Source organism: Mucilaginibacter aureus, from assembly GCF_053514885.1.
This window is the reverse complement of record NZ_CP170601.1, coordinates 3,469,365-3,489,089: the sequence shown is the minus strand read 5'-3', so window position 1 is coordinate 3,489,089 and position 19,725 is coordinate 3,469,365. Positions and strand designations below refer to the sequence as shown.

The following is a 19,725-nucleotide window of genomic DNA, read 5'->3' as shown; positions in this document are numbered from 1 at the left end:
ATCAAAAAGGTATTAAATAATTATAAATCACTATCTTCAATATTCCTAATTTGATTGTGTGTCACGACCTAAGACCAATATTCCGGTAATCCAGCAGGTAATGGATTTCGATAATCCGCCACCACCTTTGGTCGTTTGGCCGGATAATCATGCCTTTCCTTTAAATCTTAGGGGTTTTGTTGAACGGGGCCGCGCTACGGTACTGGAAGTAGTGCTGGAAGATATAGCCGCGACGGAGCATTATTTGGTAGTAACGGGATTTACTTCGCTGGCGCATATTATTGAGTTATTTGGCGGTAAGATGAGTTTCGGTAGCTTAAAGGACGTACGGATCGTCTTGGGTTTTGAGCCGGAGTTACGGGAGCGCAAGTTGTGGAAGAGCGCGGAGTTAGATAAAGATGTCAAGGAGTATTGGGCGGGCCAGCATTATTCGTTGCTCAATGGCGGAGTCGTGATCAAGGTCATCGAACTGATCCTGGATAAGCGGGTTTGCTTTCGTTTGTCGGATGGTCTTCATGCCAAGATCTATGTGGGTGATCTGCATGCGATCCTGGGTTCGGCTAACTTCAGCAAGAACGGCCTGACTTTGCAGCACGAGGCCAATATCAGGATAGCGAATGATCCGCTGAAACCGGTGGAACAGGCGCAGTATGAGCAGATCAAACAAATCGCCGAAAATTATTACCAGCTCGGCAAGCCTTATAATGATACCATTATTGACTTATTAAAGAATCTGCTGAAGCTGGTGACCTGGCAGGAGGCATTGGCCCGCGCGATCGCTGAGTTATTGGATAAACCCTGGCTGAATGACATCCCTGAACTTGCCAACAAGTTGAACAGTTTGAAGCTATGGCCTTCCCAGCGTTTGGGCCTGGGCCAGGCGATGTATATCCTGCAAACGCAAGGGTGTGTGCTGATCGCCGACCCGACCGGCTCAGGTAAAACCAAAATGATCAGTACGCTTCAATTGGTCTTGTACCACTGGTTATGGGAAACCGGGCGGCGCAATAAATCCTACGCAGTGACGATCTGTCCGCCTTTAGTAAAAGATAGCTGGCACAAGGAATTCGTGGATATTGCTTTCTCTCAGAGCGGCCAAATATCTATGGGGGCTTTGAGCTACACCAAAGGGCATAGTCACGGGACCTACCTGAAAGAGATCCGCAACGCCAATATTCTGGTGGTGGATGAGGCCCATAACTTTTTGAATCTGCATTCTTACCGGAGCATGAGCGTGGCGGAGCACACGTCCGACAATATCATTTTGGCGACCGCGACCCCGATCAACAAACGGCCCAAGGACCTGATGCGGCTCATCGAACTGTTGGGTGTAGATAACCTGGGCGACCAGGAACTGGAGGATTTTAAAGCCCTAAAAAAACAGCGCCATATCAAAAGCAACTCGCCGGAGTTCGCCGCGCTCAAAACTTATATCGAAAAATTTATTGTCCGGCGGACAAAAACGCAATTGAATAAGCTGATCGACCGCGAACCCGAACTGTATGTTAACCGGCAAGGCAAACAATGCCGGTACCCCGAAAATTTGCCGCAGATCTATAAGACCGGGGAAACCAAGGAAGACCAGCGGATCGCACAAGAGATCAACCGGCTGGCCGGCGAACTGAAAGGACTGATCTATTTACAAACGATCATCAAACCCGATGACCTGGAGGTCAAAGACGAACAGTACCATATCGATCTGCGCTTACGGGCAGCCAAGGCCTTGTCCAAATATAATATTCAGGCCAAAATGCGCTCTTCCAAAGCTGCCTTATTGGAACATCTGAAAGGCACGGATGCGGCCTTGGAGGAATACAAGTTCAAATCCGCTAAGGATAAATCCGGCAATGTGATCGGAACGATTAATAAACTCAGTGAAGCGCTACCAAAAAACCAGCTAAAGTCGGTTTGCCCCAACTGGCTGACCGATCTAACAACCTATCAGCAAGCATGCCGCGAAGAAATCGGCATTTATGAACAAATCGCTAAGCTATCGATTGATTTGAGCCTCTCGCGCGAATTGAAAAAGATCGGCGAACTGCTCAAGTTATTTAAGGAACACGCTTTAGTACTAGCTTTTGATAGTACGGTCCTGACCCTCGATTTTCTAGGTAAGCTCATCCGCACCAATCATCCGGATATTGGTATTGATCATCATGTGGTTACCGGGGCATCTGCAAAAACTACCATCGCAAGTATTCTTAAAAAATTCGATCTGGGTTCGACGAGTAAGAACTTCCTTGCTCTTTGCTCGGATTCAATGTCGGAGGGCGTTAACCTCCAACAGGCGTCCGCTTTGATGTTCCTGGATATGCCCAGCGTATTACGTATTGCAGAGCAGCGCATAGGCCGTATCGACCGGCTTGATAGCCCACATACGAAGATCAAGGTTTACTGGCCATTTGACAGTTCGGAATTTGCCTTGCGCTCCGACCGGCGCCTCATCAAAACCTCTTTTGATACCGAAAGCCTCATCGGCTCTAACTTTACTATCCCAGATGAGATCATGGATCAGCATTTGGAGGAGATCATCCGCCCAGAGGAAATGATTCAAGCCATCAAGGAAAATCAAGACCAGGAGTATTTATGGGCTGGTGTGCAGGACGCTTTCACCAGTATTCATAACCTTTATGAAGGAGAAGATACCCTGATCGACCTGAAAACTTACGAAACTTGGAAAGACGTCGACGCCAGTGTAAAAGTAAAACTAAGTATCGGCCGTTCCGAACAGCCATGGATCTTCCTGGCAGTGAAAGGCGCCAAAGCCATATCGCCGCGCTGGTACTTTGTAGACGTCAACAAAAAGATATCCGTTGAACTCGGCGAAGTTTGCCAGCAATTGCGGCTGCATATCAATGGCACAGAACATTGGGAAATGAAGTGGTCGGATTCCGTACAAAAGGAATTAGATCAATATATCAAATTGTTGCTTGATAATGAAATTAACATACTTCCCAGTAAACGTAAGAGAGCGATCGAGGTCGCCAAGGTAATTCTTGGCAAACAACTTAAACTTGCCGAAAAAGACCTGTTTCGCAAGAAACTCATCAGGCAAGTACTAGATATGTTTGAGCCCCGGATCGTTAATGAAGAATATAACATTGACTATTACCATTTCTCTCAACAATGGCTGGATATCTTCACGCCCATATTGGCCGAGAAAAAACGCAAACAAAAGAAAAAAGACAAAAAAGTGATATCGCTGCTGGACCTCCGAAACGATAGGTTGGTCGAACTTAGCAACGAAGTTCTTGAAAAGATATTGAACGAGGCACCGCTCATCATCAACATGTGGAGCCGAGTTGCCTCCTGCATTATCGGATTACCAGATCCTGACGCCTGATTATTTTATCATAATTCCATCGCAACTTGACCAATCAAACCTACACACAGATCATTACCCTGAAAAATGAAAGAGATGACATCAAACGCGGCAGGCTTTTCGAAGCTTTGATCAGAGAGATCATGCCTTGGGACCACCGGCCGCCTATTGTGATGAGCCCCACCAGTGAGCAACTTGATGGCGTATTCGTTTACAAAGGCACCACTTTTTTGATCGAGTGCAAAGCTGTAAAAAGCGCAATTACCCCAGGGTCAAAAGAATGGGAGGATTTTGAGCTGAAACTTAGAAAAAGAGAGCGTCAAAACATCATTGGCTTATTCTGCAGCTTGTACGACGTCAGCCCGAAAACGATTGAGCATGCTGAATTAATGAATAAAACTGGTATACAAACCATTCTTATAGCTGGTAAAATTTGGGACGAGTTGTACCAGGACAACCTTTATTTCCCCAGCTTTTTGGACTTCCTGGTGCTCAATTGTAAAATCAAATTCCATTCCACCGTTAGTTCTCTGAATGATGCCAAAAAATGGGTTTATGATACGCAAACTATTGACGAGCGTTTTTCCAGCGTCTGCAAGAAATTTTCAGCGCCCTTTCTTCGCAGGTTCAAACATAAGTACCATGACAAGATTTTCATTGACCGTAATATTGACAAACAAATCAGAAATTTTACCTCTGTGCTGAATCCCACAGGATTGAGAGCAAACCCGCTCCGAGACCCAAAGCAAATTATCATTATCAGGGATTACTCAGGTTCCGGAAAAACAACCTTGTCAACCCAACTGGCTACTTTAACTGATTTTGCTTATTGTCTGGCCAGCACGGCGAACCTAACGACGATCGATGAACTGCTGGATCCTTTTTTTAATCAAGTCAACTACCCCCATTTCGCCATCAACGAGCTGCTTGCAGTCAACAAACCTATTCTATTTATTGTAGACTCCTTAGACGAAACACCGCTGAACGATCAGGTTCAAAAAAGGCGCGAAATCAAATCTTTGCTTAAACGCATAGAGGAACTCAACGCTGAAGCTGCTAAGTTTAAATTGGCGGTTTATCCGGTCGTGTTAATGTTTACAGTCCGCGAAGAATATTGGCGGGATTGGGAAGCCGCATTTGAAGGAAGAAAAGATGTTGTTGAACTGAAAAAGATGATTTCAAATTTCACAGAGACCGAACTCCAAAAAGCGCTTGGCAGCTATTCTGCCGCATACGATTATACAATCCTTAATAACCTCAATCAACAAGCGGCCGCTATTTTATCTATACCCATCAATTTAGAAATATTCTCCGAAGCGAACCACTTCGAAGGTGATATAAACATTTATGAAATTTGGGAAGGCAAAATACTAAACAGCTTTTTCAATAAAAAAGAAGACCTGATCAATAAGCATTACATCGATAGATTCAACGCAGATACCTTCTACAGAATATTGGGACTGGTCGCATTCGAGTTATTGAAAACCAAGACTACGTTAATCTCTAAAACCGGTTTCCGAAAAATCGTTAGTTCAGTGTCCTCGGAATTGGTCTTATCTTCCGATAAACTACTCTTACAACTCGTTTCCGAACAGATCATCACTAATGACACTGAAGATAATAAGAACTTCAGGTTCAAGTACCTCCGTTTTATTGAATACCTGTCCGCCTTGTTTATCATTCATGAAGTAGAGCGCTATGGCGAGTATGATCTGATCGACGATTTTATCAGAATCATTTATGATTCCAATATCGTCTCCATTTTTAGTGTCTTTAATAACTTGAAACACATTGCGCAAACGAACTATTCTGAAATAGAAGAACAGATCATCAATCACTATGCGCAATCATCTGCCTATTTGTCAAGGTATCTCCCGGAACTTCGTGGGCGGATCGGCCGAGGTGAGTTTGTAAGCGATGAAGATATTAAGTCTGTGTTGACCAGCACTTATACACCGTCGGCATTTAACAGCTGGCATACTTTTTTTATCGTCTCTGCTAACCAACAAAAAGTAAGTAAAGACAACATTATTTCCGCTTTTTTAATGGCATGGGAAAACAATCACTATAACACCAGAAGATGGCAGCTTATCAAGAACTTAGGCAAACGCAGATTGCTGGTAACCGAGCAAATCCTAATAACGTTATTGAAAGATGGTAACCCAAGAGAGTGGGAAGAATATTTGGGACAGATTTTAGAGAAGAAAGATAATGGCACTTTTATGGATTTATGGACACAAATCGGTGGAGAAAAGGCGCTGGGACAGCTCAGCCATAACAACCCCAGCGACTGGCAGATCACCAATCGCTTTCTTGATCTGATCGCCCGAAATGAAGGTTATGTTTTAGGGGATATCATGGCAGATCTTCCAGCCAATGAATACACCGTGTTCGTTCCTAAAAAAACGATAAAACAGTTCCAATTAAATGAAAATGATAAACACCTGTTGGACGATTTCATCATTCAAGTCAAACTCTGTGTCGACGATGCTCCGACGAAAATGATGCCACTCGCGACGCGTTTAAATGAAATGGGCAAAGATGCCGAGCAGTACTTAAATCAGGAGCTTGACGACTACTTAAATGGTTTTTTTGGCGCTGATCAAAAGCCTTTTATTAATCAGATCGTTAGTCGGCAGGCTAAGTCATATGTGACCATTAAAACTATCTTGGATACCACTTTGCTACACTTCGATCTACAATCAAAAGACCAAAGGGGTAACACCGCGTTTATTGAAATCATAGCAGAAACCGATGATATCATTTCTTTTTTAGAATCACTTTTCAAGCGAGGATATCGCAAATGCGTTGAAGACGAACAGTTTCTACTTAAACAGATTGATGAACAGGAAAGTTTAGGAGCTGATCGATTGGAAGCGGTACTGCTCGGTTTTGTCTTTACAAAATTGACGAACACTACGGATTATTCCATTATTGGTAAAATACACAAAGAACTAATGATTCTATTTTCGTTTCGTTTTGGCCGTATTTTGTCCTCTCGGTTCCCTAACATGGTGCAAGTGGTCAATAATGCCTTTCAACATTATCCAGAGTTTTCAAGACTTTTTATACGTGCCCTGCACGTCTATAATTTGTTCGAAGAAATGGAGAAGGTATCCTCTGTCAAAAAGAAGATTTCTGCATTTGAAGCCCGCTCCACACCACAAAATCAACAATATGATCATGTTTTCGAGGCCATCTTCCCATTGTTATTTCAATAAACTGCAATGATCAACCATTCCACCCTTCAAATCCCCTCGTCGTAATCAAATAATCACAACTGTTCTTCAGCTGTGCGATAGCCGGTCCCTGCCATTCGTTGGTCGTATTGTAGCCAAGTAATGCTCCTTGCAATTCTTTTCGAAAACGTTGTTTTTTGTGCTGGTGGAGCAAGTCCCAGTAATGCGTGATCAGTTCGCGTTGGTTCTCGATGAGGGCGGGACTCGGGATCTTATCGCGTTTCTGGTTGTTCAGGTCGGGCCTTGCAGGGAGCAGGTTCCAGAGGTCGTTGTTTTTCCAGATGGTGAAGGGAATGATGTGGTCGACGTCATAGCGGGTGATGGTGTCGCCGCTCCAGACGCAGCGGACTTTTCCGTCACTCTTCAGTATACTTCTATACAGATTTTTCGACTCCAATATATCGCGTTCGGTAACGGGGCTTTTTAATACTTCATTCAATACCTGCGTCGTGCTGAGTGTGCGGCCGGAGGCATTCACGGAAAATTCGGCCCATTTAAACAGGATGGCATCCTGGCCATTGATAAAACTACCCAGCACTTGAAAAGCTTCATAGTATTCCAGCGGTATCGAAAAAGTGGTACGGTCGTACTGATAGATACCATAATATTTGCCGTAGATGGAAGTACCAATATACTTCATCGGCATTTGCGTAACCGTCGTCGCTACCTTCTTTCTGAGCGCTGTAAATGCGGTCGGGGCATTTTTCAGGTCGCGGTAAAAAGCCGAATAGCCACCCCGCAGTTCATACTGATCAACCACTTCTTTGAGCAAGCTGGCAAAGGCCAACTGTGTGGTCTGATTAATTTGAGGGATCCCTACTAACGGATAGTAATATAATAGCCATTTCTCTACCAATAGGTCGAGCGGAAAGTGGGCCCTATTGTCTTTGATGATAATAAAAGGAGAATTATCGGCGATTAGTTCGATCGTTCCTCGCAACAGCGCGAACTTATAGGTCGAGGACTTATTATCCCGCGCCAGGATCTGGTTAATGTGCTTAAAGGTTTGTTGATCCATGTCTACGGATAAAGATAGACCATTTTCAAATGAGCAACTAAAGTTTACGGTTTGATATATACTTTATGCCCCTTACTGTTGATATAATATTGACCACCACGGGGACCGGTGTAAACCGCAGGTGTTGCTGTTGTTGCGGGAGTATAAACTGGCGTAGTGGTTGTAGTCGGCGTACTGTAAGTAACTGTTGGTGCAGGTTTGCTGTCGGGTTGAATATAACCAGGTTGGCCAGTATAGGGGTTTACGTTTGGTTTCGTGGTGAAATTATCACGGTTCGTTGAGTTTGGCGTGGTTTTGTAGTATCCGTTCACATAAGTTCCGTCTGACCTGGTGTAACCGGGTACCCACACTTGTGAAGGATTAACTTGGGCACGGCTAGTCATCACGAAAGCAAACAGGCTGACAGCCACCAATAGCAATAGTCTTAAACTTTTCATTTTAATCAATTTAGGGTGAGTTGGCAAGTTAGCGTTTATATCGGTAATTAACTGTGATTCACCCACCAAGATCTCCTAACGCCAATGTAATTAATTTATTTAAGGATGCGGTGCACAAACGTTGATGGGGTTCAGGTAATAAACGTGGTATTTGTTGTCCGACCGCAGGTCGATCTGGATGTCATCGTCGCCTGCCCCGTCCTGACAGCCGGGGATGCGCAGGTAGTCCCATTCCTGCGGGCCCTGGTCGTCGCCGCGGTCGGTGCGCAGGATATGGTCTGCGGTTACATAGTTGAGGTAACGTACGCAGGTCGTCTTCCTCGGGTGCAGGAAATTGGGCACATGGCCGGCCGGGATGATGATATATTCGGGTTTGACTTTATCCAGGAAAGGCTTCGAGCTGCCGTTTTCGGCGCCGTGGTGCGGGGAAAACATGATGGTTGATTTGAGGTCGTCACCAACATGTTCCACCAGGAATTTTTCCGTGGCGATGCAGGTCGACTCCGGGTCATTTTTGCGGCGCCCCAGGGCATCTCCGGTAAATAATACAGAATTGGTCCCATAAATCATTTTCATCACGATACTCACCCCGTTCAGCCTTTCGGCTGCGTCAGAGGTCAGGTGCCATTCCGGCAAGGGTTTGCCAAAGCCACATAGCAATTTAAAATGTACGCCCGAAATAGTCACATCCCCTCCCGGGTAGATCACGCTATCACGCTCGTGCAGATTCACGCTTTCCGTTTCACTGGCCTTTTCGTGCAGGGCCGCTTTCAATCTCTGGAAGGCGCCCGTCTCCGTCGGCTTCGACCCCTCGATCTTCCGGTCATAGCCGCCCCAGATCACTTTCTTGATATGATAGCCGCGGATCGCCTGTGAGGCAGCCACGATGTGGTCGCCATCCATATGGCTCAGGATCATCAGTTCGACCGCCGATCCCTCCGGCAGGAATTTTTTCATCGCCGCCCAGGTCTGCCTGCCATCAGCGGAGTTCAGGCCGCCCGCATCATAGATCACATACTTATGACCCGGCAGGCGGATGATCGTACAAAGGCCGTTACCCACATCGATCACGCGCACGCTCACCGAGTCGGGCCCGGGAGCTTTGGCAAAAGAAGGAACGGACAATACTAAAGCAATGCAAAGCGTGATCAGGCGTCTCATAGATGATAAGTTTAGGTTGCTACAATTTATAATTATTTTTTATGATAAACAATAAAAAAATATATGATTAATAACTAATTGCCAAAAGACGTGCCCGGTCTCTCTTTCCTAACCAGCGGATCAGCACCGTAAAAGCAGCGATACCGATCACTAAAATATAACCCGCGTAAGGATCGGCTAAAAAGACCCGTTCTTCCGTCACCGCATCATGATGGACCGGTTCAACGAATGCGAAGCGTCGGTTGATAAAACCGGCCGAATCAGCGAAACTAACCTTCAACCATCTGCTATAGCTGGTATCCAATAAACGAAAGATCTGACCGGCTTGCGCCGTTTTTATTACCGCGGACCGCCCATTAGCCGCTCTGCGGATATTCGCCTCCACATTCACCCGGACGAACACGCTATCGCTCGCCGGGTGCAGTACAATGGCTTTGCTGCCAAAAGAAGTGAACAGCATCACCAATATAAAAATAACCAACGGATAAGTACCGAACCATTTGGCATATCTGACCGGTCCCGCTTTTTGCGGTAATTGGACTTTCCGGTTATAGCCGACGCCATGCGAACGGAGACTGACGCGGGTGCCCCGCGGGCCGACATGAATGCGTGCGCCCTTCACCCCTGCAGAAAAACTGACCCCGCTTTTGGACAGGTTGACCCGAAAAGGCCCCTTGCCAAACGACTTATGATAAGACCATCTCATGATAGTATGCTTTTTACGAATTTAAGCCTGGAGGCTGCGCAATTTTTACGGGAGACCGTAAAGCGCTTATTTTCTATAACAGATCTTACACGGCCGGTACCCTTTGGCGACCGCTTGTTCCACGGTCATCCTGGCCAATTGATACGTACAATGTTTCAGCCCACCGCATTCGTAACGGTGATAGGCATGCGCGGCCTTGCTTTTACAAATGAGGACCGTGTCCGTCTTGTTGACGGTCTGTGCGCTGACAGCCTGGCCGCCACAGTTACTTGCGGCGATCAGGAGAAATAGGATCAATAGTTTGTGCATGTTTAGGGAGGATATGGTGATCGATCATAAAACGCGTGATAGGCAAAAGCCGCCGGTTGGTATCTAAGGGATAAGCCCCGCCGGCCGTAAAATATTCCAGGGAATCGGGCGTCCGGTGATACCAGACGTGTCCTATGGACGCATACGTAATACTGGCCTTAGGATTATGAATCCTACGCTGGTGCAACAGTTGCGTACTGTCCAAAGGCAAGGTCAACGTATCCCCATGGCTTTGCCCGCAAGCGGTTACCTCGTAATGATCTTCCTTCCAATACATACATTGGCCGGTAGCCTTAATGATTTTCCCAGGTTTGGGCAGCAAGGGTTCAACCGGTCTGGTCAGCACAGTCATAATCAATATCGCTGCAAAGGTGATGGATATGGCAATCGTAATCCATGCAGTTTTACCCGGCCATCCCGGGCCGGGGCCGGGCCCATCTCCTTCTCCACTCTTCCCCTGTTGCCATTTGGTAAAAGGTCTGGGCTGAAAATCGATCAGCCAGGCCACCAATTCCACATTTCTTTGATCTGTCTTAGCCACTTCATCCTTTAACAAGGCCCTGATCTGCCGGAACCGGTCCACATCAAACTTTTCAATGGCCGTCCGATATTCCTCCTTTCCTTTCTGTTGCCCGAAAAACCCCTTTAAAACATCTTCTTCTGATTCCTGGTAGCGCCGATCAAACACATCCAGACATTCCTGCCGGATTTGCGTCGTTTTCAAATGCACCAGATTCTGAGCCATTCGGCTCTGTTTTACTTTTTGATGATAGTCTTCAATTATAGCACCCTGATACTTAGCAAACTCCGAACGCATTTTTCTAAAATTTATTTAAAGCTACAGGAATTTTCCGCAGCATTTTACGCTTTCCCGTAATTTCTCTATCGCGCTTTCGGAAATATGGGAATTCACGGAATTCCTTGCTCCTAAGGCCATTACGCCCCACATCTTTGACCCAACGATCGATTCGAAGCGATCGGCGTGCAGAGGGAACGGCAACTGAAAACTGGCTTGGGAAGCGGTTGAAAGTTGCCGCCACCAATGCCCGCACTTCCCAAACAAACGGTCCCGGAAGCGCTGCTGGGACCTGATGGCGCCGCCCGCATAAGGTTGCGGCCGGGCCACTATTTTTTAAACATTTAATACTTAAAACAATGCCATATTTTATATTTCTGGCCATTTTTCTGGCCCTGGTATGTCCTGCCAAAAAACACAGTGCGCATCCGCACCAGAGTGTAACCACAATGTCTAACGACAGTACTTCCGACAGCGGCGGCGAAGACGGACACATCCATCCCTGAATAAAGGGACGCTAAGAATAAGGCAAGAGTGATCTTGCCTTATTTTTTTGATATTATTTAATAGCTTTAGGGGTGAAAAGATCCCTACTATTGATCACGCTATGGAGCCTGGCCGCCTGCCGGCATGAACCGGCTAAAGTCGTCCTGTTGCCGGAGCTGCAAAAGGCGGATCATTTTTTTGATTTGCAAAAAGACTCTGCATTTTATTATTATAATAAGGCAGCGACAACCGCTAAAGACAGCCTGCAGATCGCCAAGGGTTACAACGGCATGGCTGAGATACAGTCCGATGCCGGGGATTATTTCGGCAGCCAGGAAAGCCTGCTGACCTCGCTGCGTTACCTGAAGGAAGACGAGCCTGCACATGCCTCAACCTTTTTGGCAGATTACAACGAACTCGGTTTGAACAGCTTCGCCCTGAAGCGTTACCCGGATGCCATCACGTACGCCAACGAGGCCCTCCGCTTTGTACAGGACGCCCGCACCCGTGGGATTGTGCTGAACAACCAGGCCAACGCTTACCAGAAAAAAGGTGATTACGACCATGCCTTAACCATCTATAACAGCATTTTAACAGGCAGTACGCCAGCGGGTAAGGAATATGCCCGCGCCCTGTCCAACCGGGCCAGAACCCAATGGCTGCAAAACTCCGCCTACCGGGCGGCGCCTGACCTGCTCCGCGCATTGGCGATCCGCCAAAAAGCGCAGGATTTTTGGGGCATGAACGCCAGTTATCTCCACCTGGCGGATTATTATACCCTTTCACACCCGGATTCGGCCCTCTATTACGCGCGCCTACGCTACCAGACGGCTGAACATATTCAAAGTCCGGATGACCGGCTCGAAGCGCTGGAGAAACTCATTACCCTGGTTCCCGTCCAGGAGGTGAAGCCCTATTTTGCCCTTTACGGCCGCCTGAACGACAGCTTACAGACCGCCCGCGCCGCAGCCCGGAACCAGTTTGCACTGATCCGCTATGATGCCGAAAAAAGCAAGGCCGAAGGCCTGCGTCTCCGGTACCGGGTCTTTATCCAGAGCCTGTTACTGGCGGCCCTGGCTGCAGCCTTGATCGGCGGCTTCATCTGGTACCTGAAAAGAAAAAAACGCTTACAGATCGAAGCACAAAATGCTATCCGGGAGAATAAGCTCCGGACCTACAAGAAAGTACATGACGTCGTGGCCAACGGCATTTACCGGGTCATGTCGGAGATCGAACACGAGCAATTGGGCAAGGAAGAGCTGCTTGATAAAATGGAACTGCTGTACGACCAGTCGCGCGACCTGTCATACGAACGGAAAGTTCCGGCCGGGTCCTTCGACCGGGAGGTTACCGAACTGCTCAGTACTTTCGGCAGAGAGAACAGGCGGGTGTTGCTGACGGGTAACGAGCCTGCATTTTGGAGCGGCGTGCCCGAGACGGTCTTTTCGGAACTGTGTTCCGTCCTGCAGGAGCTCATGATCAATATGGACAAACACAGCCGGGCGGCTTCTGTACTCGTCCGCTTCAAAAGAACGGAAGCCACCTTACAGATCGACTATTCAGACAATGGCACCGGCCTTCCTGCCGGCTGGCAGAAAGGGAACGGACTCAGCAGTACGGAAACCCGTATCCAGGCACTCGGTGGCAGCCTTAGTTTTGCAGTCAACGGGAACAAGGGGCTCAGGATCGAGCTCTCGGTACCGATCAATTCCTGAAACTATGTTAGAACATGTACTGATAGCTGAAGACCATGAGAGCGCGAACATCTCGCTGCGGAAAACCCTGGAAGAACTGGCCATCGCCAAATTCCATTTCGTTTACTATTGCGATGACGCCTTCGCCGCCCTGCAGATCGCCTCGCGAACGACCTTACCCTACGATCTGTTGATCACCGACCTGTTCTTCGAAGAGGACCATCAGCCGCAGCGGCTGGCTGATGGACAGGCCCTTATAGCCGCCGCCCGCGCCTTACAGCCGAGCCTGAAAGTCCTGGTCTTCTCGGCTGAACACCGGATCCATGTGATCGACGACTTGTTCAGCAAGCTCGGGATCGACGGTTATGTTCGAAAAGCCCGGCACGACGCCCAGCATCTCAAAGAAGCGATCCAAAAGATCGCCGGCGGCGGCAAATATTACCCCGCCTACCTGCGCCAGGCCATTAAACACAATGCCCATTCCTTTACCGAGTTCGATATCGCCGTCCTGGGTTTGCTTGCCGCCGGCGTGCTCCAAAAAAATATCCCCGGCGAACTGCAAAAGATGGGGGTCCGCCCCTCCGGCCTGAGTAGCGTCGAAAAAAGGCTCAACCTCGTCCGCGATGCCTTAGGCTGCACCAATAACGAACAACTCGTCGCCTACTGCAAAGACCAGCACGTGATTTAAAAATACTTCCGCTGTTACGGCTTCCCGTAAAAATACCTGTCCCGCGCCGGATATTTTTGGTGTCATGAAGTACCTGGTAAGGCTTTTTTTAAATTTCAGAAAGCCGCGGTTTCTGGCCTTGCGTTATACCGTTATCGTGATCGATGGCAGGGCTTTTTTCCTGCTTTCCTGGCGAGTCGCAGACACGCACAAACTGACGATTAAGGCGCTCGGTTACCAGACCCGAAAAAGGGCAGGCTCCGCTTACATCGCTGTGCCGGACACGATCGGGCAACTGGAGATCGTGATCAGGAATTGCTGGGGATCCGATCGGCGCCAGGTGAGATTGATCAGGGAGGCCGTTACAGGCCAGATGGATTTCCTGCCTGTAAAGCAATTTGATGATTTTACGCTCCGGAATAACCAGCTATCGCTAAACATACCCCAAGCCAGACTGTCCCTGTTCCGTTTTTCTGTCCAAAACTTAAACCAGACCTGATATGCAAAACGAATTTTACCAATCCAAAAAATCCACCCGGCTGATGCGCCTGTTCTGGAAGGCCTCCGGCGCCGACCGTTATATCCTCGAGCAAAGTACTTACGGCGACCAGATCAAATACGTTTGCCTGGGCGGCATTATCGTAGCCACAGGCGTTATGGCGGCGATCGCCGGCGGATACGCCTTTTACACGATCTTCGAACCCAAAGGCAGCGCGCTGGATTCCTTCAGAGCGGTGTCGGATAACGGCAATTATGACCATACTGACCTCGCCACCGCGATCAAGGCGGCCTTGTTTGGCCTGGTTTGGGGAGCGATCATCTTCAACATCGACCGGTTCATTGTCACCAGCACGGGCAAGGGCGACGGCACGGAAGCCATCACCAAAAAAGAACTGGTCGGCGCCCTGCCCCGACTGATCATGGGCGCCATCATCGCGCTGACGATCTCCAAACCTGTGGAGATCCGGATGTTCAAGACGGAGATCGATGTCGCTTTGCATGAAAAGCAGATCGAGCAGGAACAATTATACAAAGCGCGCACCGATTCTTTGTTCAATGCCGAGATCCGGAAGAAAGATAAAGAGATCGGAAAATACGAAACGGACATTAACGAAAAAAAGGAACGCTATGCGGCGCTGGAAAAGAACTATATCGAAGAGGCCCGGATCATCACGGTGGGCCCGCGCGCGCTCGCGGTCAAAGCACAAATGGATGCGACCGCCGCAGCGATCAAGGATGCGGAGAACAGCCCGGACTATTTACGACTTCAAAAAGAACGAGACCAAAAAGAAACAGAGCGTGAAGTCGAATTAAAAAAAGGCAAAAAGGTAGCCGCAGGTCTGGACGGTCTGCTGGAACGCATCAAGCTCGCCCACGAGATCGCCGGCTGGGTGATCTCCACTTTCGTCACCCTCCTCTTCATGACCATCGAGCTCACGCCGATCTTCTTTAAGCTGATGCTGATCAAAGGCCCCTACGATTTTATGGAGGAGAATATCAAGGAACTCCTCAAGGCCAACCATGGTATCGAGGTCCATCATAATTTCTACCCGGACGGCGAAGGGATCGAACGGGATAAGGTGATCAACCACGAAGTGATCAAATTGCTCAAAGAAAAGATCAAGGTATTGGAAACTCAGGCCGAATTAAGCGATCAGGCGATGGAAGCCTGGAAACACCAAAAACTGGATGATATCAAAGATCACCCCGGCCATTACATCTCAGAGGAAATATGAACCGCCAGGAAAACCGCATCATCAGTTTTATCGGCATCGACTATCACCTGCTCAAAAGATCCGGAGAGCAGAATATAGCCAAATTTTACCTGTCCGGTCTATTGGTGCTGATCATTTTTGCGCTGAGCTTCTTCTCCGTCTTTTATGCCCTTAACCTGATGTTCCATACTTGGTACGCCGAATTCGTACTGGCGACTTTCCTATCGCTGACCTTTTTGAACATCTACCTGCTGCTCATCCAAACCTTTTCCAAGGAAACCCTGCCGGCCGGTTATAAAACGTCCTTTTTTACGACCTCCAATATCACGCGGGTCTGTTTCGTGCTGATGATCAGCTTTCTGATGGCCCAGCCCTTGAGGATCGTCTTGCTCCGTGATGAACTGGATCACGATATCGAAAACTATAAAGACAGCTTATACCAGGACTTCGTCAACCGGACAGATCAACTCTATCAACCCGATTTGCTGCGGCTGGAGCGGCGACACCAAACGGTCCTGGTCATTGACAGCCTGATTCAGGCCGACCGGCAGGGGGCACGCGATAACATCAGCCGTTCGGATTTTTTTCTCAAACGCATCACGATCGCCGGTAAATACCGGCTGTCCTGGCTGATCTGCCTGCTCGTCATGGCCATTTTCAGCCTGCCCGTTTATCTGATCTATTCCATCTCCGAAAACAGCAGGTATTATACTGAAAAAAGGAACCGCGACCATCAGCTGGTCTCCGACCAATACCAGGAATTCAAGCACCGCTATCTCCGGATCTTCCAAACCCGGTATCAGCTGGAAGTGGAATTCCCCGAGGATCACGAAGACCCGCCGTTCAACTGGATCAAAAAGCAAGCGCCAACCTACCGGAAAACCGCTGACCTGACCGACAAGATCGTAAACAATGGACTTTAAAAACGACTATTACCGGGTTTTGGGCATTTCCAGGGAGGCTACTGCAGAACAAATCAAGAAGGCATACCGGATTTTGGCCAAAAAATATCATCCTGACTTGCATCCTGATAACGCCGAATATGGGGAAAAGATCAGGTTGGTCAACGAGGCCTACGAAGTTCTGGGGAATAACTATACCAGGTTTGTGTATGATCATTATCAGGCATCGGCGCCGGCCGCTGAACCAAAGGCCAATTCCAGGAATCAACGCAGCTATACCCAAAAAACAACTGTCACCGAAGAGGAAAAGCTCTATATGCGAGGCACCCTTTTCATCAAATTCCGGGGAAGGCAAAACGATGACGCAACCGGCGATGTCATGAAAGAAGTGGTATATGACCTCAGGGTCACCGATGCCAGGGCGGTCATCCGTGCCGGGGATATTTACCGCGAGGCGGTCGTCCCGCAAAGCTACCTCGATGCCATGGCCGGCGGAAATAAAGGCGCCCCTGTTCCGCAGCCAATCAGGTCCACTGTCGTTTCCGCTTCGGGCGAAAGCCATTACGAACTGGATATCCTGGAACTCACACTCGGTGAGCTGATCGTGGATAACGTCACCAAGGACGACGGGGATAGCTTCAGCAGCCTGCACGCCGAATTTTATGGCTATGTCAAACACCTGACCACGCATGAACAGGAAACCATCGTGACCGAGTGTTACGGTGAAACCGGCAGGAAAGAACAAAAGACCGAAAACGGCCGGACTTACCGGCGCAGGGAATACTACCATCAGGACTGCAACACCTACTGGAGCAACTGGATCCCCGACTATGTGCCGCCACCACCGCGCCGGAATACCGCAGTCCGGCCCGCCGGTTGTCTCCCATCGCTGGCCGCTACCCTGCGGTGGGTTTATCTGGGTTTCTTCCTGATCTATTTTTTTGCCAAACTTTATTTTATCATCCCCTTTCTGGCGATTGCCGGGTTATTTTGGCTGATTTCGGCACAGCGTTGGGTCTGGTTGTTCCGAACATTGGGCATCTTTTTGTTTGGACTATTTATATTCTCTTTGATTGGAGCATTTCATTATCATCCAACAACACAGCCTGTGGTCAGAGAACAGGCACGCGAACAGCGGCCTTACCGTTCGGATTCACTCATCACCTATTACCGCAACTGGATGGATTATGAAGGGCATCGTTATGAAGGGCAGTATACGATGCGTAAAAGCGCATTTGTCCAAGCCAAAAATTATAAAAACAGTTTGACAGTCCCTTATGACGAAATGCTCTATGACCTGTCATTCCACGATCAAAATAAACTCAACGGCCTTTATCAGTTATTGGACAGCATTCACGCCAGCAATCAACTGTCGCCTCGACAATTCGCCGAAACCATGGTCAGCATGGTACAAGACATCCCTTATGCCGTCGTATTACCCCAGGCCTGTGACGCCAACCTGTACACAGACCAATTTATCAGCACCTATTTGGCGTCGCCAAATGCCCAATGTGACGGGAACGAAAAGTACGGGATCAACACCCCTGTAGAGTTTTTGGCCACCTTAAAAGGCGATTGCGATACCCGAACACTGTTGTTATACACCATGCTCGCGCATTATGGTTATGACATTGCCCTATTGAGCAGCGAACATTACAGTCATTCCCTGATCGGCATCAACCTGCCCTACGACGGAGCCCGTTACGAGAAATATACTTTGTGGGAAACCACTTCCTTCTTTAAACCCGGTATCCTGCCTAACGAGATTTCTGATCTCAGCTATTGGCGGATATCCTTAAAATCAGCACCATGAATCCCATCAAAATGATTACCCTTACCCTTGCTGCGATCACCACGACCGCCTTGATGTTAAGCACCATCCAATTATTGTTGCGCCAGGTCAGATCGCAATCGGAAAACGATTTCAGGATCAAATCGGCTTACGGGATTTGGTTTGCTTCACTGGCTGTTGCAGCCATTCTGGTCAGCGCCAAATCCATCCTTTTTTTGGACGAAGCCGCTGACAATCTCTATAAAATAATGCCGGTAAATCTTTATTGGGAACTGGCAAAAACCGCCTCTCTGTATATGGGACTCAGCGTCGTGTGGTTCCTGCTCTGGTTTTTTGTCGCTAAAGCCATGGCCGTCACGACACTCGGTATGCGCCGTGAAGCCGAAGAAATGGATTTGAACAACGCCTGTTATTTCCTGATCAGGGGGCTTATTTTCATCGGCCTTGTATTTTGCTTGAGCCCAGTTTTAGATATGGTTTTCCGTTTGGTCCTGCCTAACGTTCCGCTAACTTTTTATCACTAAACTCATGAAAACGCTCCTGATTGCCCTGCTTCTCCTGGCCCCTCGTGACACCTGCTATACCGGACTATACCTGAAAAACATGTACGACCTTCGGCCCGAGGAATACGCCTATACGGCTGATTTCTGGGTATGGTTCAATTACCGCCGTACGGCATTCGACCCGCTCAAGAATGTCGAGATCATCAATGCCAAACAAACTATTTTTTCCGATCCTTATTATGCCAGCGCCGAAACAAAGCTGCTGCTAGCCAGCGAAAGCGGCAAAGTCACGCTCACGCATGACTGGAAACTCAAGAACTACCCCTTCGATAAACAGGTCCTGGAGATCCAGCTCGAAGCCGGCCTCGATACCACCAAAATGATCCTGAAACCATCGGCCGAAAGCTTTAAAATCTACAAGGACCTGAAATTACCCGGCTGGGATATCTACCAGATCCGCACCCGGGAAAGCCTGGCCCATTATGATTCTGATTTTGGCGAAACATGCCTGAAAGGCAAAAGCAGCTTTTCCCGGATCACTTACCAGATCGAGATCCACCGCAAAAGCTGGGGGTTGTTTTTCAAGCTGCTGATCGGCCTATACATCTCTTTTTTTGTCGCGTTCCTGGTCTTCTTCGTACCGCCCTTGCGCGACCAGCGCTTCGGCCTCAGCATCGGCGGCCTGTTCGCCGCCGTAGGCAACAAATACGTCATGGACAACAATATCCCGTCGACGATCTCTTTTTCTTTTATCGACCAAATCCACGACCTGACCTTTCTATTTATTTTAGCCACCCTGGTGCTCTCCGTCATCTCCCTCAAAATCGCTGAAAACGGGCACCCTTCCAAAGCTGTCAAATTCGACAAGACCTGTGCCTGCACCCTATTGCTCTGTTATTTCACAATGAACGTATTATTGGTCATCCAGGCCCAATACGGTTAGCCGTAAAAAATCTTCATCTGCAGTTTTTACTTTTA

Annotated in this window: 17 protein-coding genes; 12 read left to right on the top strand and 5 right to left on the bottom strand. The window is 48.2% G+C overall.

Translation table 11 applies throughout. The annotated features are described in order from the left end of the window. The first annotated feature begins 100 nt into the window (after nt 1–100). Both ACFGVR_RS15000 and ACFGVR_RS14995 read left to right on the top strand, forming a co-directional pair. Nucleotides 101–3,343, top strand: a complete 3,243-nt coding sequence (locus ACFGVR_RS15000; RefSeq protein ID WP_448698128.1) for an SNF2-related protein — start codon at nt 101–103, stop codon at nt 3,341–3,343. 26 nt (nt 3,344–3,369) lie between these two features. Beyond that, the gene (locus tag ACFGVR_RS14995) at nt 3,370–6,543 is read left to right on the top strand and encodes a DUF7829 domain-containing protein (protein WP_448698127.1); all 3,174 of its coding nucleotides are present in this window, start codon (nt 3,370–3,372) and stop codon (nt 6,541–6,543) included. Between the two features lie 10 nt (nt 6,544–6,553). Here ACFGVR_RS14995 and ACFGVR_RS14990 read toward each other — a convergent pair whose 3' ends face one another. The 4 genes from ACFGVR_RS14990 to ACFGVR_RS14975 form a co-directional block, all read right to left on the bottom strand. Beyond that, on the bottom strand, nt 6,554–7,579 hold the full coding sequence (locus tag ACFGVR_RS14990) for an HNH endonuclease domain-containing protein (protein ID WP_448698126.1): 1,026 nt from the start codon (nt 7,577–7,579) through the stop codon (nt 6,554–6,556). Between the two features lie 44 nt (nt 7,580–7,623). Beyond that, a complete protein-coding gene (locus ACFGVR_RS14985; protein WP_448698125.1) occupies nt 7,624–8,016 on the bottom strand; it encodes a hypothetical protein in 393 nt (130 codons plus the stop codon). Nucleotides 8,017–8,115: 99 nt separating this feature from the next. Next, complete coding sequence (locus ACFGVR_RS14980; protein WP_448698124.1) at nt 8,116–9,177, bottom strand: ComEC/Rec2 family competence protein; 1,062 nt, start codon at nt 9,175–9,177, stop codon at nt 8,116–8,118. Between the two features lie 67 nt (nt 9,178–9,244). Beyond that, nucleotides 9,245–9,883, bottom strand: a complete 639-nt coding sequence (locus tag ACFGVR_RS14975) for a DUF4236 domain-containing protein (RefSeq protein WP_448698123.1) — start codon at nt 9,881–9,883, stop codon at nt 9,245–9,247. A 6-nt stretch (nt 9,884–9,889) separates the two neighbouring features. On the opposite strand from ACFGVR_RS14975, the gene ACFGVR_RS14970 reads away from it, so the two are divergent. Beyond that, entirely contained in the window at nt 9,890–10,174 is a 285-nt protein-coding gene (locus tag ACFGVR_RS14970; RefSeq protein WP_448698122.1) for a hypothetical protein, read from the top strand. Here the strand turns inward: ACFGVR_RS14970 and ACFGVR_RS14965 are convergent. Beyond that, a complete protein-coding gene (locus tag ACFGVR_RS14965) occupies nt 10,149–11,009 on the bottom strand; it encodes a hypothetical protein (protein WP_448698121.1) in 861 nt (286 codons plus the stop codon). The two genes, ACFGVR_RS14970 and ACFGVR_RS14965, sit on opposite strands and share 26 nt — an antisense overlap. Nucleotides 11,010–11,347: 338 nt before the next feature. On the opposite strand from ACFGVR_RS14965, the gene ACFGVR_RS14960 reads away from it, so the two are divergent. The 9 genes from ACFGVR_RS14960 to ACFGVR_RS14920 all read left to right on the top strand — a co-directional run bounded on the left by ACFGVR_RS14960 (nt 11,348) and on the right by ACFGVR_RS14920 (nt 19,690). Beyond that, the gene (locus ACFGVR_RS14960; RefSeq protein ID WP_448698120.1) at nt 11,348–11,494 is read left to right on the top strand and encodes a hypothetical protein; all 147 of its coding nucleotides are present in this window, start codon (nt 11,348–11,350) and stop codon (nt 11,492–11,494) included. Nucleotides 11,495–11,566: 72 nt separating this feature from the next. Next, nucleotides 11,567–13,189, top strand: coding sequence for a tetratricopeptide repeat-containing sensor histidine kinase (locus ACFGVR_RS14955; protein WP_448698119.1), 1,623 nt, complete (start codon nt 11,567–11,569; stop codon nt 13,187–13,189). A gap of 4 nt (nt 13,190–13,193) precedes the next feature. Then, nucleotides 13,194–13,856 (top strand): response regulator, encoded by a 663-nt coding sequence (locus tag ACFGVR_RS14950; protein WP_448698118.1) that lies wholly within the window; start codon nt 13,194–13,196, stop codon nt 13,854–13,856. A gap of 64 nt (nt 13,857–13,920) precedes the next feature. Further along, nucleotides 13,921–14,334 carry a hypothetical protein gene (locus tag ACFGVR_RS14945; RefSeq protein WP_448698117.1) on the top strand — a complete coding sequence of 138 codons (414 nt, stop codon included), beginning with the start codon at nt 13,921–13,923 and terminating at the stop codon, nt 14,332–14,334. Between the two features lies 1 nt (nt 14,335). Next, nucleotides 14,336–15,571, top strand: coding sequence for a DUF4407 domain-containing protein (locus ACFGVR_RS14940; protein WP_448698116.1), 1,236 nt, complete (start codon nt 14,336–14,338; stop codon nt 15,569–15,571). Continuing rightward, nucleotides 15,568–16,473, top strand: coding sequence for a DUF4407 domain-containing protein (locus tag ACFGVR_RS14935; protein ID WP_448698115.1), 906 nt, complete (start codon nt 15,568–15,570; stop codon nt 16,471–16,473). Before ACFGVR_RS14940 ends, ACFGVR_RS14935 begins: the two co-directional genes overlap by 4 nt. Further along, nucleotides 16,463–18,265, top strand: coding sequence for a DnaJ domain-containing protein (locus ACFGVR_RS14930; protein ID WP_448698114.1), 1,803 nt, complete (start codon nt 16,463–16,465; stop codon nt 18,263–18,265). Before ACFGVR_RS14935 ends, ACFGVR_RS14930 begins: the two co-directional genes overlap by 11 nt. Beyond that, nucleotides 18,262–18,768 carry a hypothetical protein gene (locus ACFGVR_RS14925; RefSeq protein ID WP_448698113.1) on the top strand — a complete coding sequence of 169 codons (507 nt, stop codon included), beginning with the start codon at nt 18,262–18,264 and terminating at the stop codon, nt 18,766–18,768. The genes ACFGVR_RS14930 and ACFGVR_RS14925 overlap by 4 nt, the downstream gene beginning before the upstream one ends. A 4-nt stretch (nt 18,769–18,772) precedes the next feature. Further along, a complete protein-coding gene (locus ACFGVR_RS14920; RefSeq protein ID WP_448698112.1) occupies nt 18,773–19,690 on the top strand; it encodes a hypothetical protein in 918 nt (305 codons plus the stop codon). Nucleotides 19,691–19,725 lie beyond the last annotated feature (35 nt).

Excerpts from the sequence above, each read along its gene's own strand:
- ACFGVR_RS15000 (WP_448698128.1), top strand. The coding sequence starts at position 101 with ATGGATTTCGATAATCCGCCACCACCTTTGGTCGTTTGGCCGGATAAT.
- ACFGVR_RS14990 (WP_448698126.1), bottom strand. The coding sequence starts at position 7,579 with ATGGATCAACAAACCTTTAAGCACATTAACCAGATCCTGGCGCGGGAT.
- ACFGVR_RS14985 (WP_448698125.1), bottom strand. The coding sequence starts at position 8,016 with ATGAAAAGTTTAAGACTATTGCTATTGGTGGCTGTCAGCCTGTTTGCT.
- ACFGVR_RS14980 (WP_448698124.1), bottom strand. The coding sequence starts at position 9,177 with ATGAGACGCCTGATCACGCTTTGCATTGCTTTAGTATTGTCCGTTCCT.
- ACFGVR_RS14975 (WP_448698123.1), bottom strand. The coding sequence starts at position 9,883 with ATGAGATGGTCTTATCATAAGTCGTTTGGCAAGGGGCCTTTTCGGGTC.
- ACFGVR_RS14970 (WP_448698122.1), top strand. The coding sequence starts at position 9,890 with ATGCTTTTTACGAATTTAAGCCTGGAGGCTGCGCAATTTTTACGGGAG.
- ACFGVR_RS14965 (WP_448698121.1), bottom strand. The coding sequence starts at position 11,009 with ATGCGTTCGGAGTTTGCTAAGTATCAGGGTGCTATAATTGAAGACTAT.
- ACFGVR_RS14960 (WP_448698120.1), top strand. The coding sequence starts at position 11,348 with ATGCCATATTTTATATTTCTGGCCATTTTTCTGGCCCTGGTATGTCCT.
- ACFGVR_RS14950 (WP_448698118.1), top strand. The coding sequence starts at position 13,194 with ATGTTAGAACATGTACTGATAGCTGAAGACCATGAGAGCGCGAACATC.
- ACFGVR_RS14945 (WP_448698117.1), top strand. The coding sequence starts at position 13,921 with ATGAAGTACCTGGTAAGGCTTTTTTTAAATTTCAGAAAGCCGCGGTTT.
- ACFGVR_RS14940 (WP_448698116.1), top strand. The coding sequence starts at position 14,336 with ATGCAAAACGAATTTTACCAATCCAAAAAATCCACCCGGCTGATGCGC.
- ACFGVR_RS14935 (WP_448698115.1), top strand. The coding sequence starts at position 15,568 with ATGAACCGCCAGGAAAACCGCATCATCAGTTTTATCGGCATCGACTAT.
- ACFGVR_RS14930 (WP_448698114.1), top strand. The coding sequence starts at position 16,463 with ATGGACTTTAAAAACGACTATTACCGGGTTTTGGGCATTTCCAGGGAG.
- ACFGVR_RS14925 (WP_448698113.1), top strand. The coding sequence starts at position 18,262 with ATGAATCCCATCAAAATGATTACCCTTACCCTTGCTGCGATCACCACG.
- ACFGVR_RS14920 (WP_448698112.1), top strand. The coding sequence starts at position 18,773 with ATGAAAACGCTCCTGATTGCCCTGCTTCTCCTGGCCCCTCGTGACACC.